General features: G+C 65.5%; 14 protein-coding genes. 7 read left to right on the top strand and 7 right to left on the bottom strand.

Annotated elements, in window-relative coordinates; genetic code table 11:
- Window positions 1-56: 56 nt before the first annotated feature.
- The 3 genes from IOC61_RS04540 to IOC61_RS04530 form a co-directional block, all read right to left on the bottom strand.
- A complete protein-coding gene (locus IOC61_RS04540; RefSeq protein ID WP_195687680.1) occupies window positions 57-680 on the bottom strand; it encodes a hypothetical protein in 624 nt (207 codons plus the stop codon).
- A gap of 184 nt (window positions 681-864) precedes the next feature.
- Complete coding sequence (locus IOC61_RS04535; RefSeq protein WP_195687679.1) at window positions 865-1,782, bottom strand: ketopantoate reductase family protein; 918 nt, start codon at window positions 1,780-1,782, stop codon at window positions 865-867.
- Complete coding sequence (locus IOC61_RS04530; RefSeq protein WP_195687678.1) at window positions 1,782-3,713, bottom strand: DNA topoisomerase III; 1,932 nt, start codon at window positions 3,711-3,713, stop codon at window positions 1,782-1,784. The genes IOC61_RS04535 and IOC61_RS04530 overlap by 1 nt, the downstream gene beginning before the upstream one ends.
- A gap of 119 nt (window positions 3,714-3,832) precedes the next feature.
- On the opposite strand from IOC61_RS04530, the gene IOC61_RS04525 reads away from it, so the two are divergent.
- Together IOC61_RS04525 and IOC61_RS04520 are read left to right on the top strand one after the other, a co-directional pair.
- On the top strand, window positions 3,833-5,074 hold the full coding sequence (locus IOC61_RS04525; protein ID WP_195687677.1) for an ABC1 kinase family protein: 1,242 nt from the start codon (window positions 3,833-3,835) through the stop codon (window positions 5,072-5,074).
- Window positions 5,075-5,140: 66 nt separating this feature from the next.
- Window positions 5,141-6,973 carry an SEC-C domain-containing protein gene (locus IOC61_RS04520; protein ID WP_195687676.1) on the top strand — a complete coding sequence of 611 codons (1,833 nt, stop codon included), beginning with the start codon at window positions 5,141-5,143 and terminating at the stop codon, window positions 6,971-6,973.
- A gap of 28 nt (window positions 6,974-7,001) precedes the next feature.
- On the opposite strand, the gene IOC61_RS04515 is transcribed toward IOC61_RS04520, so the two are convergent.
- On the bottom strand, window positions 7,002-8,369 hold the full coding sequence (locus tag IOC61_RS04515; protein ID WP_195687675.1) for an AmpG family muropeptide MFS transporter: 1,368 nt from the start codon (window positions 8,367-8,369) through the stop codon (window positions 7,002-7,004).
- 137 nt (window positions 8,370-8,506) lie between these two features.
- Here IOC61_RS04515 and rfaH point away from each other — a divergent pair, with 137 nt between their 5' ends.
- From rfaH to ccoM, 3 genes are all read left to right on the top strand, one after another.
- Complete coding sequence (gene rfaH / locus IOC61_RS04510; protein ID WP_195687674.1) at window positions 8,507-9,040, top strand: transcription/translation regulatory transformer protein RfaH; 534 nt, start codon at window positions 8,507-8,509, stop codon at window positions 9,038-9,040.
- A gap of 47 nt (window positions 9,041-9,087) precedes the next feature.
- A complete protein-coding gene (locus tag IOC61_RS04505) occupies window positions 9,088-9,594 on the top strand; it encodes an FKBP-type peptidyl-prolyl cis-trans isomerase (protein WP_195687673.1) in 507 nt (168 codons plus the stop codon).
- A 128-nt stretch (window positions 9,595-9,722) separates the two neighbouring features.
- Window positions 9,723-9,833, top strand: coding sequence for a cytochrome c oxidase subunit CcoM (gene ccoM / locus IOC61_RS17885; RefSeq protein ID WP_311429394.1), 111 nt, complete (start codon window positions 9,723-9,725; stop codon window positions 9,831-9,833).
- Between the two features lie 486 nt (window positions 9,834-10,319).
- On the opposite strand, the gene IOC61_RS04500 is transcribed toward ccoM, so the two are convergent.
- Entirely contained in the window at window positions 10,320-11,228 is a 909-nt protein-coding gene (locus IOC61_RS04500; RefSeq protein WP_195687672.1) for a DMT family transporter, read from the bottom strand.
- An 80-nt stretch (window positions 11,229-11,308) separates the two neighbouring features.
- On the bottom strand, window positions 11,309-12,013 hold the full coding sequence (locus IOC61_RS04495) for an SDR family oxidoreductase (RefSeq protein ID WP_195687671.1): 705 nt from the start codon (window positions 12,011-12,013) through the stop codon (window positions 11,309-11,311).
- A 106-nt stretch (window positions 12,014-12,119) separates the two neighbouring features.
- Here IOC61_RS04495 and IOC61_RS04490 point away from each other — a divergent pair, with 106 nt between their 5' ends.
- Window positions 12,120-13,001, top strand: coding sequence for a LysR substrate-binding domain-containing protein (locus IOC61_RS04490; protein WP_195687670.1), 882 nt, complete (start codon window positions 12,120-12,122; stop codon window positions 12,999-13,001).
- Between the two features lie 492 nt (window positions 13,002-13,493).
- On the opposite strand, the gene IOC61_RS04485 is transcribed toward IOC61_RS04490, so the two are convergent.
- Window positions 13,494-13,715 carry a hypothetical protein gene (locus IOC61_RS04485; protein WP_195687669.1) on the bottom strand — a complete coding sequence of 74 codons (222 nt, stop codon included), beginning with the start codon at window positions 13,713-13,715 and terminating at the stop codon, window positions 13,494-13,496.
- Window positions 13,716-13,834: 119 nt separating this feature from the next.
- Between IOC61_RS04485 and IOC61_RS04480 the strand changes: the two genes are divergently transcribed.
- Window positions 13,835-14,911: a PqqD family protein gene (locus IOC61_RS04480; protein ID WP_229332920.1), complete on the top strand. Its 1,077-nt coding sequence runs from the start codon at window positions 13,835-13,837 to the stop codon at window positions 14,909-14,911.
- Window position 14,912 lies beyond the last annotated feature (1 nt).

The raw sequence follows: 14,912 nt of genomic DNA, 5'->3' as shown, positions 1-14,912 counted from the left end.
ATGAAGCCATGATATTGCCTTGCGCCTTGCGCCTTGAAACGGTGTAGCCGCGCTCTTTAGAAGGGAATATGGAGCGAGGCGGTCAGCAGATTGAGATGCGCCATATCGGGCGCATCGTACTCCTCGAGCTCGAGGCGGCTGGTAAAGCCCGGGAGCTGCAGGCGGGCGCCGAAACCCCGAACCCTGGTGGTGCCGGTCTCCTCGCCCTCGCCGCGCGGAATCACGGCATCGCCCTCCCAGCCGACCAGGCCTGACTTGGCATAGAGCCCGAAATCTCCCAGGCGTACGCCCGCCACCAGGCTGCCGCCGAGGCTGACGGTATTGACCAGCAGCTGCTGGTTATCGAGACGGGTGGGCATCTCGTCGCGCTGGTGGTAGCTGAACTCGGCACCGAGGTCCAGCTTGGGGAGCCGAAACGGGCTGAAGCCGGCGATCAATCGAAAGCCGGAGGTATAGCCGTCGGGGCTCTCGATGTCCTGGCCGTCGATGACAACACCGTTCTCGAGTCGCATGAGATTGTCGGGCTGGCTGGCGTAGGCGGGGCTGTAGGCGGGATTATGCGGATCGACTTGCCTGACGACCTCTTCGGCGAGGGAGCCTTTTTCGGCGCCGACAGCGGCAAGCGACGTGCCTAGGGCAAGACCAGCCAGTAACGCGGCAATGGTATGACGGGATGACATGGGTCCGTGTCCTAGCTCTTAGGCCTGATTCATTCGGACCAGGCCCCAGGGCGAGTAGCGATGATATCCTTACAGGCTAGCAAGCCCACCCCCGGTTCGCCAGGCATTTGGCCCGGCGATAGCAGGGGCACTCTCGGGCAGTGTCGATGCTGCTGGCGTAATGCATAAAGACTGGCCTGATTGCTCAGCCGGGGACTGTCCCTTGGGCTTTAGCCAGGGTCTTCAGCAATGAATCCAGTCTGGGTGTCGCCAGGTCGTGGCGCCTGGCGGCCTCGCAGAGCGGGCCGAGTATCGCGACATGCTCCGTGGGACGCCCCGCCAGCACGTCCTGGAGCATCGAGGCGCGATTGTTGGCGGTGGCCTCCACCACTCTCCAGACCAGGGTGCGCCAGCCATCGAGCCCGCTGCCTTCAGGCGGTGCGATGCCCTCGGCCTGCATTACCCTCGCCACTTCACCGATCACCGCCTCCACCTCGTCACGAAACGGCGTATCGCGAAGTTCGCCATTGCGAATCCTGTGGTGGGCAACCAGGGGGTTGATGGCGGCGTTGATGGCCAGCTTGTGCCATAGGCGTCGCCGAATGTCCGGCACCGCCCGGGTCGGCAGGCCGCTTGCACTCAGCAGGCTGGCCACTGTTCTCGCCAGATCGCCATGGCCACCCTTCAGGGAGCCGATCAGGGTGTTACCCCGGCCGGCGTGGACGACGCGATCATCCGCGGCAACATAGGCCCCTTCGGTGGTGGTGGCGCACAGCACCGGGCCTGGGTGACGTGTCGCGAGTCGTGGCTGGGTGTGGTAGCCGTTCTGCCACAGCACCAGCGGGAGGTCGGCGGGAAGTCGGGAAGCGAGCTCAAGATAGGCCGCCTCGGCGGCGTAGGCCTTGGTGGTCAGGTGGAGGAGGTCGGGAGAGCCGCCGGGGGGGCGAGTCCGTGTGATCACCTCCAGGCTTAGGACATCACCCTGGGGAGTGACCAGTGTTTGACGGTCGGGAAGGGGACGGCGGCCGAGCAGTGTTATCCGCTGGCCATGTTGGGCCAGACGCAGGGCGAGCAGGCGGCCGATGGCACCTGGTCCCACGATCCAGTGTGTTTGAAGCGCCATCAGCGGCCCTCCTTGCGACGTTGGGGAGTGCGACGCTTGCCGCTCCTGGCCGAGCGTCCGGTGCTGCGGCGGCCGCTGGTGCGACGGGACGCCTTGGCCTCGGCGCCCTCGGCGCTGTGGAGTGCCTGACGCAGGCGTCCGGCATCGGCGGCGCCGAGCAGGGTGCGCAGGTCGGCGACCAGTGACTCGAGGAAGGGCGCGGGGGCGGCGTCCTCTTCGGCGATGGCTCCCAGGCGCTGTTCCCATTGCGCGGTGCGTTCTGGGCGGCTGACCGCTTCGGGCAGTGAGGCGATCAGTGCGCTGCCCAGGCGGGTGGCACGCAGGGCCTTGCCCTCACGGACCAGATACCCGCGCGCAACCAGCGTCTCGAGGATGCCGGCGCGGGTCGCCTCGGTGCCCAGGCCATCGTGTTCACGCAGGGTGCGTCTCACGGCGGGGTCGTCGACATAGCGGCCGATGTTCATCATCGCCTTGATCAGGCTGGCGTCATTGAACGGCTCCGGCGGACGGGTCTCACGATCTTCCACGCCGCCGCTCTGGACGCGACACTCCTCACCCTCGCTGAGCGGCGGCAGTGGCGGTGCCTCGTCGCGGGTGGTGAACAGCGGCTTCCAGCCGGGGTCGAGGATCTCCTGACCCCGGGCACGGAACGTTTCCCCGAGGATCGAGAACTCCGCCTTCACGTCGCGGGTGGAGAGCGGCGGATAGAACTGGGCGATCACGTTGCGGGCGATCAGCCGGAAGACGTTCGCCTCGGTGGCCGTGAGGCGTGCCATGTCCGCCGGTCGTCCGGTGGGCGCCAGGGCGTGGTGTGCGCCCACCTTGCCGTCACTCCATGCTCGCGATCGGCGCGTGAAATCGGCCCCGGCCAACCAGCCGCGCAGGGTGTCATCTTCACGGCAGGCGCCTGCCAGGGTGCCTCGGGCGGCGGCGAAATGCTCCTCGGGCAGATAGCGACAGTCGGAGCGCGGGTAGGTGATCAGCCGGTAGCGCTCATAGAGCGACTGGCAGGTGTCCAGCACGATCTTGGCGGAGATGCCATGGCGCCTGGCGGCATCGACCTGCAGCGCCGAGAGCGAGTAGGGCAGGGGGGCGGGCTGGCGCTTCTGCTGGGTCTCCAGTGCCACCAGTCGGCCCTCGGCCCCGGGCAGGCGTTCGGCGAGGCTGGCCGCGGGCTCCCGGGCCAGCAGGCGTCCCTGGTCGTCGAGCGGATGGTGTTCACCGGGTACCCACCAGGCGCGCAGCTCGCCCCGGGGCACCGCAAGATCGGCCCACAATACGAAGAAGGGCCTGGGCGTGAAACCACGGATCTCGGCGTCCCGGCGCACCACCAGGCCAAGCACCGGGGTCTGTACGCGGCCCACCGAGAGTACACCGTCATGACCGGCCTGACGGCCCGTCAGCGTCCAGGCCCGGGTCAGGTTGATGCCATACAGCCAGTCGGCGCGGGAGCGTGATTCGGCGGCCCGGTAGAGTGGCTGGTAGCGCCGGTTGTCCTCCAGTCGCGACAGGGCCCGCTGAACGGCGGGGCGGTTGAGATCGCTGATCAGCAGTCGTGAGACCCTGCCCTTCCAGCCGAGGTATTCGATCACCTCCTGAACCAGCAGCTGGCCTTCGCGGTCGGGGTCACCGGCATGCACCACCTCGTTGGCGGTCTTGAGCAGCCTGCGAATCGCCGCCAGCTGGCCGCGAGCCTTGGGGCGAGGGGTGAGCTTCCAGTGCTTGGGCAGGATCGGCAGGGTGTCCAGCCGCCACTGTTTGAGGGCCGGGTCATAGGCGTCGGGAGGCGCCTGCTCCAGCAGGTGGCCGAGGCACCAGGTCACGGTGGAGTCGCCCACGACGATCGCTCCCTCCTGCTTGCGGGGGGAGCCGGGCAGGGCGTCGGCGATGGCCCGGGCCAGGCTGGGCTTCTCGGCGATGATCAGGCGCATGGCGGCCTCGCTTGCGGTGAGAGTTGAGGATTCTTCCAGTGTTGCCGACGCTTGGCTAGGTGTTGCATTGCGATTATGGTGTACAGTTGTTGTATCATTATTCTTGTGGAGTCCGGGCGATGCGCGAGCGAGGCAGAACACGCCGGTTGATGGGGCTGGGAGCGCGCACCGGTGGCGCGCTGTTGCGAACTCGCCTGGGCGGGCAGGCGGACTGGCGGGCCCTGGGCGAGGCGCTGTTCGAGGGACTCTCCGAACTCAAGGGGCCGGCCATGAAACTGGCCCAGATCATGTCCCAGTGGGACGACCTGCTGCCTGCGGACCTTGCCGAGGAGTTGGCCAGGTTGCAGCGCCAGGCCGAACCGATGCCCTGGGAGTCGATCCGCCACACCCTGGATGATCACTATGGCGATATCGACAGGGTGTTTCGCGAGGTCGAGACACGTCCCTTCGCCAGCGCCTCCATGGGCCAGGTGCATCGCGCCGTGACGCATGAGGGGGAGACGCTGGTGCTCAAGGTGCAGTACCCGGGGCTGGCCGAGGTGCTGGAGGGAGACCTCGCTCAGGTCCGCCGCCTGATGCGTCTCGGGCGGTGGTTCAAGGTGCCTCAGGCGCGACTCGATGCGCTGTTCGAGGAACTGGCGGCGAGCCTGCGCGGAGAGCTTGACTACTGCGCCGAGGCCGAGGCACTGGCGCGCTATCGACAGCGCTATGTCGACTGGCCGGGCATGGTGATTCCCGAGCCTCTGCCGGCCTACTCCGGTGAGCGCGTGCTGGCCATGCGCCATGTGCCGGGCACCCCGCTGCGTGACCTGGAGACGGCGGATGACGCCACGCGTCAGCGCATCGCCGCCACCCTGGCCGACTGGCTCACCGAGGAGCTCTTCACACATGGCGAGCTGCATGCCGACCCCCATGCCGGCAATTTCGCCGCCGATGACCAGGCTCGGCTGGTGATCTACGACCTGGGGGCGGTGATCCCGGTGCCTGACGAGCGGCTCAAGGCGATGATGCATCTGCTCGACGCCACCCTGCACGGGGATGTCATGGCCATGGATAGTGCCCTGCTCGAGCTGGGTGGCCGTCAGGGGCAGGGCGCGCCGCTGTCGCTTTACCGAGAGGCGGCGGAGGCCGTCTCGGCGCTCTTCGCCCCCGGCGAGCAGGACTTTGGCGATGTGCGCGTGCATCGTCGCCTGCGTGAGCTCTCACCCAAGGTGTGGGCGGCCATGGATCGCCTTCAGCCGCCCGCCGACACCCTTTTGCTGTCACGCACGTTGAACGGCCACTACTGGAACCTGGTACGTCTCGGCGCCCGGCTCGATATGCAGGCCCGCACCGCACCGCTGCTGTCGTGGGCGCGGTAGCAAGCGGCTGCCAAGCCCCCCGGCGGGCTGGTAGACTGTGGCGTTTTCCGGACGGTGGAGTGCGCAATGCTGGCGGTATGGGTGGAACAGCTGCTGGGATTTGCCTCGGGGGCGCTCAAGGCGATTCGCCAGGATGAGCGCTACCCGGCGCTGATGACCTGGGCGCGGGAAGAGGGGCCCCGATTGGTGGGCGGCGATCTGTCACTGGCCCAGGCGCTCGCGCCGGAGCTGTGGTCACAGACGCCCCTGGCGCGCCTAGACTTCCGCTGCGAACCGCTGGCGCGTCCCGGGCGAAACGAGCCCTGTTGGTGTGACTCCGGTCGCAAGACCAAGCACTGCTGTGGCGCGGTGACGCTGCCCGGCTCGGTGCCCGAGCACCTGATGTGGATGCTCTCGCTGCGCGACTGGAAGGGCGACACCCTCAAGGCGGCGCTGGCCAGCGGCCGTGCCCCCGCCCAGGCGCTGCTCGAGGCGGGGCTGATCGCGGCCGAGACCGGCCAGCGCGGCCGCGCCCAGCAGATTCTCGAGTCGCTCTTCGAACGTGGTGACTGGTCTCGGCTGCCTGAGCAGGCCGAGCCCGCCTTCGAGATCCTGATCGACCTCTTCCAGGAGCGCGGCTTTCATCGCAAGCGCGAGGCGCTTCTCGATGCGGTGCTCGAGCATGGCCCGCTATTCCTGCGCGGAGTGGCGCTGGAGCGCCTGTGTCTGATGCATCTCGACAACGACGATCTGGACAGTGCCCGGGCGGCCTTCGTGCGTGCCCAGCAGGCGCTGCCGGACTCGCCGACCCTGGCCTATATCGAGGCCATGTTGCTGCTGCACGAGGGGCATGAGCAGGAGGCCGCCGAGCGGGCGAGTTTCTGGTTCCGGCGTCTGGCACGCCAGGGGGATCTGGCGCCGGAGCAGCTGCAGTTCCTCGCCGACCTGGCCGAGAACCCCGGTGCCACCCTGGCCGAGCAGCTGCTCAATGCCGAGGAAGACCTGGCCGAGCCACTGGCGTCGCTGCAGGCGCTTCTCGAGGAGCTCCCGACCGCCCCGCGCCTGGCCGTGTCATGCAGCGGGGAGGGGCGGCTCGAGTATCACACCACCGCACGCGAGGACACCCTGCATGCCGCCTGGCGACGGGTCTTCCCGGTATCGGGGGTGTCCGACTCCCCACTGGGGCTCGATGATGATCCCTGGCCCGCCGCCGCGGAGTGGCTGCCCGAGCTCTGTCGTCATCCGGAGTGGCTGGATGCGCCGGCGGTCGTCCAGGAGCTGACCCTGGCGCTGACCTCGCGCTTCGGCAGCCTGCCCTGGATGGCACCGAGCCTGTTCGTGCCGCTCGCCGTCCGGCTGGAGCGCTGGCTGGAGCAGGTAGCGGCCGAGGGGCCGGGCACCCTGGCCTGGGAAGATGCCGACAACACGCTGCTGTTGCGGACGGGGCTGGCGTTGGTGGTCGGCATGGAGCGCGGGGCGCGGGAGCGCTCACGACGACTCGCCGAAGACCTGCTGGCCCTGGATCGACATGACAGCCTGGGGCTTCGCGAGCTGGTCCTCGACCAGCTGTTGCGGGACGGACGCGACAGCGAGGCGCTGGCACTCAGTGAGCAGCCACCGGAAGCCGAGGCCGAGGGGCCGGTGCTGGGCGTGCTGATGGGCCGCGCCCTGGCACTCTATCGCCTCGACCGACTCGAAGAGGCGGCCCAGGCGCTGGACGAGTCTCATGCCCACAATGCTCACGCGGTGAAGCTGATGTGCGGCGACAGCTCGGCGCCGCCGACGCCGGTGGGCGATGATGGCCCGGTCGAGCCGGGCAGTCGGGCCGAAGCCTGGCAGTATCGCACCCTGATGCGCGATCAATGGCGGGCCACGCCCGGGGCCCTGGCGTGGCTGCAGGAGTGGCTTGCCCGGCGCTGAGCCACAGTGCCAGGTAGGCGCCCGGTATTTATGCTCTCGATGCCTCGGGGGCCGGCATCAGCTCACGGTCGCGGCTGATCCAGAGTGCCAGCAGCACCGCCGGAATCCCCATGACGGCGGAGATCAGGAAGAAGGTGGCGTAGCCCTCGACCTCGACGACCAGCCCGCCGAAGCCGCTCAGGAACTTGCCCGGCAGGGTCATCAGCGACGAGAACAGCGCGTACTGTGTCGCGGTATAGGCCCTCGAGGTCAAACTGGAGAGGAAGGCGATAAAGACCGCGCTGGCCAGGCCGTTGGCCAGGTTGTCGCCGACGATGGCCATGACCAGCATGGGCAGGCTCTGGCCGGTCAGCGCCAGGGCGCTGAACAGCAGATTGGTCAGGGCGGCGGCCGTGGCGCCCAGCACCAGGAGCGGCCCGATGCCGTAGCGTGCCACCAGCAGCCCCCCCAGCATGCCTCCACCGATGCTCATGGCGATACCGAACGCATTGGTGACGTTGGCGATCTCCTTGAGCGTGAAGCCCAGGTCGATATAGAGCGGGTTGGCCATGGATGCCATGGCCAGGTCGCTGATGCGAAATACCGCCACGAAGAGCAGCAGCCACAGGGCCTTGTGCCGATAGCGGGTAAAGAAGTCGGTGAAGGGGCAGACGATGGCGCCGATCACCCAGGCACCCAGGCGCCGCAGGGGCTTGGGTCTTCCGCGACTGGCCCTCAGGAAGGCCCGTACCCGCGGCTCGTGTATCAGCTGGGTACCCAGCGAGAGCCGCTCGGGTTCGGGGCGCACCAGTACCGTGATGATGCCGATACCCACCAGCGCCGCCATGGTCAGGTAGGCGGCCTCCCAGGAGAGCCAGGAGGCGACGTAGAGCGCCCCCGCACCGGCCGCCAGCAGGCCGCCCCGGTAGCCGATGATATAGGTGGAGGCCATGGCCGCCTGGATGTCCTCGGGCGCCGATTCGATGCGGAAGGCATCGATGGCGATATCCTGGGTGGCGCTGCCGAAGGCGACCAGCAGGGCGAAGGCGGCCACCAGGGGCAGCTGCCCGAGCGGGTCGATTCCGGCGAGCCCCACCAGCCCGGCGATGATCATCGCCTGAGCTAGCAGCATCCAGCCGCGGCGCTGGCCGAGGCGGCGAGTCAGCAACGGCAGTGGCAGGCGGTCCACCACCGGTGCCCAGAAGAACTTGATCGAATAGAGCATGCCGATCCAGGCGAAGAAGCCGATCGCGGCCACCTCGACGCCGTCACTGCGCAGCCAGGCCGACAGCGTGGAGAACACCAGCAGGAAGGGCAGGCCGGCGGAGAAGCCCAGAAACAGCATGGTGATGACAGGCGCACGCAGATAGATCGCCAGGGCATCTCGCCAGCTTCTCTGCACGGTAGGCGTCGGCATGGGGCTCTCCTTGCAACGGTGTTAGAATCCTTGCCTCTTTCGCCGGGCGCCCGGCCCGCAAGCGGGGCGCACAAGCAACGAGCGATTGTTGCAGAGCCCCGGCAGTGATACCAGCATCCAGAGCGACGGGAGACCCCATGAAGGAGAGCGATACGATCCGCCAGGAAGACGCTGCGGCCGTGCCGCGCTGGTATGTGATCCAGTGCAAGGGGGGCGAATCCTTTCGCGCCACCGAGAATCTGCTCAACCAGGGCTTCGAGGTCTTCCATCCGGTACTCGACGTTCAGAAGAAGCGCCGCGGCAAGCTGACCTGGGTCACCGAGCCGCTGTTTCCCTACTATCTGTTTATTCGCCTCGACCGGCTGGTCAGCAACTGGCGGCCGATCCGCTCCACCCGGGGCGTATTGAAGCTGGTCACCTTCGGCGATACGCCGATCGCCGTGGATGACAGCCTGGTGGCGACCCTGTGCGACAAGGGAGACGAGCGCGACCAGGATGCCAACTTCTACTTCCAGGCCGGCGAGGCGGTACAGATCACCGAGGGGCCCTTTAAGGAGCTGCAGGCGGTGTTCGAGAGCCACAAGGGGGAGGAGCGCGCCATCGTGCTGCTCAACATGCTGCAGCGTCAGCAGCGTCTGGAGATGCCGGTCGCCAATCTACGGCGCGGCTAGGCCGCCCCCGCCCAGTCACGTTATCCCCTCCCACTCAGGAGAAGCCCATGACCATCGCTCCCCAGTGTGTCGTCACGCTGCACTATGTGCTGGTTGATGCCGCCGGCCAGGTCCTCGATGACTCCCGCGCCCGTCAGCAGCCCCTCGAATACCTGCACGGCCATCACAATATCGTCGCCGGGCTGGAGCGTGCCCTGGATGGCCAGGCCAAAGGGGCCGAACTGACCGTGACCCTGATGCCCGCCGAGGCCTACGGTCTGCGTAATGAGGCCCTCAAGCGCGAGGTGGGGCGGGACGCCTTCCCGGTCCCCGAGCTCTCGCCCGGCATGCGTTTCCAGACTCCCGGCGATGATGGCCCCCAGATCGTCACCGTCCTGGAGGTGCGCGACGACAGCGTGCTGATCGACACCAACCACCCCCTGGCCGGTCAAACCCTGCGCTACGAGCTCGAGGTGCTGACGGTACGCGAGGCCACCCGTGCCGAGCTCGCCAAGGGGCACCCGCTACCCCCCGACACGGACCACACCCAGGTCGAGGACAAGAAGTTGCTCTGAAAACTGACCTGAATCAATTGCCTGATGGCTCTCGGCAGGCGCCGGAGCGTAACTTGATTCAGATCAGAATTCCCCCCTCCGTTCCGGCTTACAGTGGACTCAACACATCAGGCGGGGAGGAGATCAACATGTATCTGGATGACGCCGTCGTCTTCGGGTTAGTTACCGTCGCGATGATGATCGCTTTCATGGGTGGCTGGATCGCCTTCATCGTGCGGGACCACCGCAAGAAGCGCTGAAGTCAGTCACGGTACGAGTCGTCAGGGGAGGGGGGAGTCATCCCCCCAGTGGGCCGACCTTCACGGGTCGGCCTTTTTTTGGTATCCGGATTAACTGGTTGAAGGGGGCTGCCAGCCCCTCCAAGTGCTTAGTCCCGCCAGAAGATTGATAGATCAACGCCGAAGTTCTTCTCAGGCCACAGGGATTGGAGCTTCAACCTGAAAGTGGAGATCATGTTCTTCCACCTTGATGCCCAAAACGTGATATTACGACAAGTGGAGTATGTTATCGGGCATGCTGGTCATGCGGTGTTCCCTTTGTGGGGAACAAGCGCTAACGGGGCCGAAGGCATCCGGCTCGCCCGGCCTGGTTCGTTCTGATTCTATCTATAAGATAAGGCGTCAGATCCTGTACTTCGCTCTCGGAGTGGAATTCTGTGAGCGGATGCCTGCCCTCATGGGCATGCTAATGCTATCAGAAGCAGCAAGGGCCGCCCCGGAATCAGTCTACCCCTCAGCTTGGTGCTGAACGGGAGCAGGTGTGGTGCTGCGCTTCCCCGTCTGGATCAGCACCACGCCCCCGAGGATCAGTGCTAGCGCAAGGATGGCGGCACCGGTGATTTCCTCGCCGACCGCAGCGCCAATGATCACGGCCACCACCGGGGCGATGTAGGTCGCACCGGATGCCTGCACGGAACCGAGTTTTTCGATGATGAAGTAATAGCTGAAGAAGGCCCCGCCGGTGCCCAGCACACCTAGGCCAAGGACCGCTCCTAAGAGTGCGCGCGAGTCCGTCGTTATTGCAGCCATGCCGTCGAAGTCGGTCAGTATCACCAGGGTCAGAAGCGCGAGTCCCGTCTGCCAGGTCGCCAATGCCAGCGGGGGCAGTTTCAGCGGCGACAGGAACCGTTGGGCATAGACGAATGACACCCCGAGGCTCAGCGTCCCGGCCAGCATCCAGAAGACCCCGGCCAACGCCACACCACCGGTGCCCTCCCAGGGGCGGGCGCTCAGTGCGATACCGATGAAGCCCAGGGCAACGCCAGCCGCCATCTGGCCGGTCGGGCGATCCTGACGCAGGAACAGGAAGGCGCAGATGAACGTGAAGATGGGAATGGAACCGCTCAGGAGCCCAGCGATGCTCGAAGGAAGCCGGGCCGTGCCGGCCACGAACCCGTAATAGTAGAACGTCGTCGCGATCACCGACATGACCGCGAAGTGCGGCAGATGACGGAGCTGATCGCGAGTCAGAACCTTGGCTCGCCAGGCCACCAGGGCCAGGGGAAGAAAACCGAACAGCACACGCAGAAATACCGTCTGGGTAGGTGAGATCAGGTCGGTAGCCCACTTCATGAAAATGAAGTTCGAGCCCCAGATAATGCCGAGCGCGGCGAGCGCAGCATAAGCACGCAACATGGCGTATCTCCTTCGGGAAAAGCGCAACGAGCGCCTTCCCGGAGGAAAGGCGGCCCGTTGTGGCGGTAGGACAGGCGTCTTCAGATGGAGCGGGTCACGCCGCCATCGACGCGAAGGTTCTGGCCGGTGACGTAGCCCGCGCCTTCCGACAGCAAGAAGGCCACGGTGTCTGCGATTTCCTCGACGGTCCCATAGCGACCCATCGGCACGCTGTCGCGGCGCTCATCGACCTCGGGAAGGCTATCGATCCAGCCGGGCAGCACATTGTTCATGCGGACATTCTTCGCCGCATAGGCATCCGCGAAGAGTTTGGTGAAGCTGGCCAGACCCGCCCGGAATACCACCGAGGTCGGGAATACGCTGGACGGCTCGAAAGCCCAGGTAGTCGAAATGTTGACGATGGCACCACCACCCTGTGCTTCCATGATCGGCGCGACCAGACGGATCGGGCGCACGGCGCTCAGGAAATAGACATCCATGCCCTGGTGCCAGTCCTCGTCAGGGATATCGAGGATCGGTGCGCGCGGACCATGACCTGCGGAATTGACCAACGCGTCGATCCGCCCCCATGTCGCCATCGTCAGATCCACGACCCGCTTCACGTCGTCGGGTGACTGGTTCGAGCCGGTGACACCGGCACCACCCAATTCCTTGGCCAGAGCCTCGCCCTTGCCCGACGAGGAGAGGATGGCGATACGATAGCCATCCTGAGCCAATCTGCGCGCGGCAGCGGCTCCCATACCGGATCCACCGCCCATGATGAGAGCCACTTTTTCTTCAGCCATGACAGCCTCCTTTGGTCAGGTTCTGGAGGCATTGTGTCAAGTGACAGCCGAAGTTTCGCGTGATAAATAAACGTGTAAGACTGTAGAAAAACTATAGGGCACCGCCATGACGCTATCTCGCCGCAAGCTCCCCCCTCTCAATGCCCTGCGTGCCTTCGAGGTCTCAGGCCGCCGACTGAGTTTCCGAGCCGCCGCCGAGGAGTTGGGCGTCACCCAAGGCGCCGTTGCGCAGCAGGTGCGTGCGCTGGAAGAGCACCTGGGCCAGGCCCTGTTCCAGCGCTTGCCGCGCGGCCTCGCCCTGACGCCACAGGGCGCGGCCTACCTGACGGACGTGACCCGCGCCTTCGATACGCTCGGGGACGCCACCGGACGACTCCTGGAGCGACCGGACACTGTCACGATCAGTGTTGCGCCGACCTTCGCCGCGAAGCTGCTGATCCCTCGTCTAGCCGAGCTGAACGCCGCTCTACCCGGAGTGGAATTGCGCACGGTCGCCACCGAAGCGCTCTCCGATTTTGAGCGCGACCAGGTGGATATCGCAGTGCGGCTAACCCGCCCCCCGTTCCCATCCGGACTAGAGGCCAAGCTGCTGTTCCACCAGGAGCTGGTCGCGGTCGCTAGCCCCCATCTGGTCAAAGAGTTACCGCTCCCCCTCTCTACCGAACGGCTTAGGGAGCTTCCGCTCTTGCATGACGCACACGATCACTGGCCGATGTTTCTGCGTGCCGACGGCAAGCTGCCCGGTGCGGTATTCAACCAGACGACACTAGCCCTGGATGCAGCCCTGGCTGGCCAGGGCGTCGCCTTGGCATGCCGAGCGTTTGTGGCGGGGGATCTTAAGGCCGGGCGTCTAGTGGAGGTCACGCATGAGACCATGATCAAAGAGCCCAGCTATTTCCTCGTCCGCAAGCGATCATCCTTACCTCATGCCCCGCGAGATGCGGTATGGGACTGGTGCGTGGCTCGGCTCTCGCTCAGTATCGATTAGCGGGGCTGGCCACCGCCTTCTGGTGACGACTCTGTCAACAGATGGGACAGTCCTCTAACCATCCACCAACCAGCTAGTCCGTTGCGTAGACGGGGTGTTACCTCGACGTGATATCTACGAATCAACCATTTATTCCGGATACCCCTTTTTTTTATTGGTCATCGAGTGTCGCGACTCTGCAACGCTCATGGAAAAAATCGACAACACTCGTCCGACGGCCGCTTCTCGTCTTCTCAATGGTTAGGATGAACAGTGTTCGATTATGGCCTATTGGGTAATCTGGAGGCTGATATGTCACAACAGGATCATGAGAATACGGCTGCTGAGCAGCATCGCCAGCGCCGCCGACGGTTGCTTGCCACTCTGGGGGCAGGAGTGGCCAGTGCCTATGTAGCCCCCACGTTGCTCAGTGTTGGCCAGGCCCATGCCTGGGGCGGGGGACATCGTTCGCGACCCAGCCACTCACGACCCAGCTGGTCGCGTCCCAGCCATTCACGACCCAGTCGTTACGATGAGGGCTACCGGAAGGGGAAGAGGGGCCACCACCATCACCATCGGGATGATGGTCACTACAGAAATGGCGGCCGCTATCATTCGCACCGGCAATATGAGCAAGACCGTCGTCGCCTGCGTGAATATCGCGAGGATCCATTGACGATCGTCGAGGATATCGTCTTTGGTCGGCCCGATTATCGGCGATGATGGACGGTTCATTTGACATTTCGCTCCCTGGTCTCGGTCGCTGCCTGCGTGTAGAGGAGACGCCCGACGTCGTCGAGGCGCTAAGGCAGGCACTATCGCGCTGGCCACTCTCCATCAGGCGAGCCCGGGGATTGGCGCCCGCCATCCGACTGCGGAGAAGCCCCGGGGGCTATCTGCAGCGCTCGCCCCGGCTGCCCCGCGGACTCGAGTTACCGACGTCGACGGCGGCGGTATGCAGCCTGATCGCGGATCTGGGCGGTGATTATCTCGACCGTGAGGTTTCACTGCTGGGGCTGCATTGTGCTTCTGTCGAAGTTGATGGCCGTTTGGTGCTGTTCCCGGAGAGTCATCGGGCCGGCAAGAGCACTCTGGCGGTGGCCTTTTCCGCGGCTGGTTATCGGCTGTTCGGGGACGATGTACTGGGTCTGACACGAGAGGGGGAGGGTGTCGCGCTGGGCATGGCGCCGAGGTTACGTCTGCCGCTTCAGGAGAGCTTCTCGCCGCCATTGGTCGAGTATGCCGAGGCCCATGCCGGCCCCGAGGATTCACGCTACCGCTTCGTATTGCCGCCGGGCAATGGGCTTGCTGAACATGGTGAGCGGTGTGCGGTGGGTGCTCTGGTTCTCCTCGAGCGCGATGACCGGTTAACCAGCCCCGATATCATCCGGCTCCAGCCTGGGGAGGGGTTGCTGCAGCTGCTTGCTCAGAACTTCGCCTACCATGCCCGCCCCGAGGCGTTGATGGCACACCTGCTTCCACTGATGGAGCGTGTCCCCTGTCTGCTGTTGCGCTATGCCGAACCGCTGGCGGCAGCGCGCCATCTGGGAGCCACGCTCGAAGGAGGCATGCAGGAAAATCAAGGCTGTGACATCGGCAGACGCGAGGCGTCTCAACCTGATAGGCGTGGTGCGCCCGGGGTGAATGACCCGGTTCCGGCGCAGCGGCGCTGGGTGACAAGCCGGGAGGTCCGAGCCTATCCGCTTGGCCAGGAGCTTTTCCTGATCCAGTCTGGTCGCGGCGAGATACATCGTCTGAACGAAACGGGCATGATGATCTGGCGTCTGCTGGATCAGGAATCGCTTGCCGGAAAGGAGCTGGGAGAGCTGCTGGCCGAGCACTACGGCGAGCCGCTTGCGTCGGTCACCGAGGATGTCTGTCGCCTGCTGTCAGGTCTTGCCGATGCCGGCCTGGTGACCGCCGCCGAGTAGC

Origin of the sequence: Halomonas sp. KAO (assembly GCF_015595025.1) — a bacterium.
Taxonomy (GTDB): Bacteria; Pseudomonadota; Gammaproteobacteria; order Pseudomonadales; family Halomonadaceae; genus Halomonas.
This window is presented reverse-complemented; position numbering and strand designations above follow the sequence as displayed.

What these genes read in the sequence shown, in the direction of transcription:
- IOC61_RS04540 (WP_195687680.1), bottom strand. Translation starts at nt 680, where the DNA reads ATGTCATCCCGTCATACCATTGCCGCGTTACTGGCTGGTCTTGCCCTA.
- IOC61_RS04535 (WP_195687679.1), bottom strand. Translation starts at nt 1,782, where the DNA reads ATGGCGCTTCAAACACACTGGATCGTGGGACCAGGTGCCATCGGCCGC.
- IOC61_RS04530 (WP_195687678.1), bottom strand. Translation starts at nt 3,713, where the DNA reads ATGCGCCTGATCATCGCCGAGAAGCCCAGCCTGGCCCGGGCCATCGCC.
- IOC61_RS04525 (WP_195687677.1), top strand. Translation starts at nt 3,833, where the DNA reads ATGCGCGAGCGAGGCAGAACACGCCGGTTGATGGGGCTGGGAGCGCGC.
- IOC61_RS04520 (WP_195687676.1), top strand. Translation starts at nt 5,141, where the DNA reads ATGCTGGCGGTATGGGTGGAACAGCTGCTGGGATTTGCCTCGGGGGCG.
- IOC61_RS04515 (WP_195687675.1), bottom strand. Translation starts at nt 8,369, where the DNA reads ATGCCGACGCCTACCGTGCAGAGAAGCTGGCGAGATGCCCTGGCGATC.
- rfaH (WP_195687674.1), top strand. Translation starts at nt 8,507, where the DNA reads ATGAAGGAGAGCGATACGATCCGCCAGGAAGACGCTGCGGCCGTGCCG.
- IOC61_RS04505 (WP_195687673.1), top strand. Translation starts at nt 9,088, where the DNA reads ATGACCATCGCTCCCCAGTGTGTCGTCACGCTGCACTATGTGCTGGTT.
- ccoM (WP_311429394.1), top strand. Translation starts at nt 9,723, where the DNA reads ATGTATCTGGATGACGCCGTCGTCTTCGGGTTAGTTACCGTCGCGATG.
- IOC61_RS04500 (WP_195687672.1), bottom strand. Translation starts at nt 11,228, where the DNA reads ATGTTGCGTGCTTATGCTGCGCTCGCCGCGCTCGGCATTATCTGGGGC.
- IOC61_RS04495 (WP_195687671.1), bottom strand. Translation starts at nt 12,013, where the DNA reads ATGGCTGAAGAAAAAGTGGCTCTCATCATGGGCGGTGGATCCGGTATG.
- IOC61_RS04490 (WP_195687670.1), top strand. Translation starts at nt 12,120, where the DNA reads ATGACGCTATCTCGCCGCAAGCTCCCCCCTCTCAATGCCCTGCGTGCC.
- IOC61_RS04485 (WP_195687669.1), bottom strand. Translation starts at nt 13,715, where the DNA reads ATGAACCGTCCATCATCGCCGATAATCGGGCCGACCAAAGACGATATC.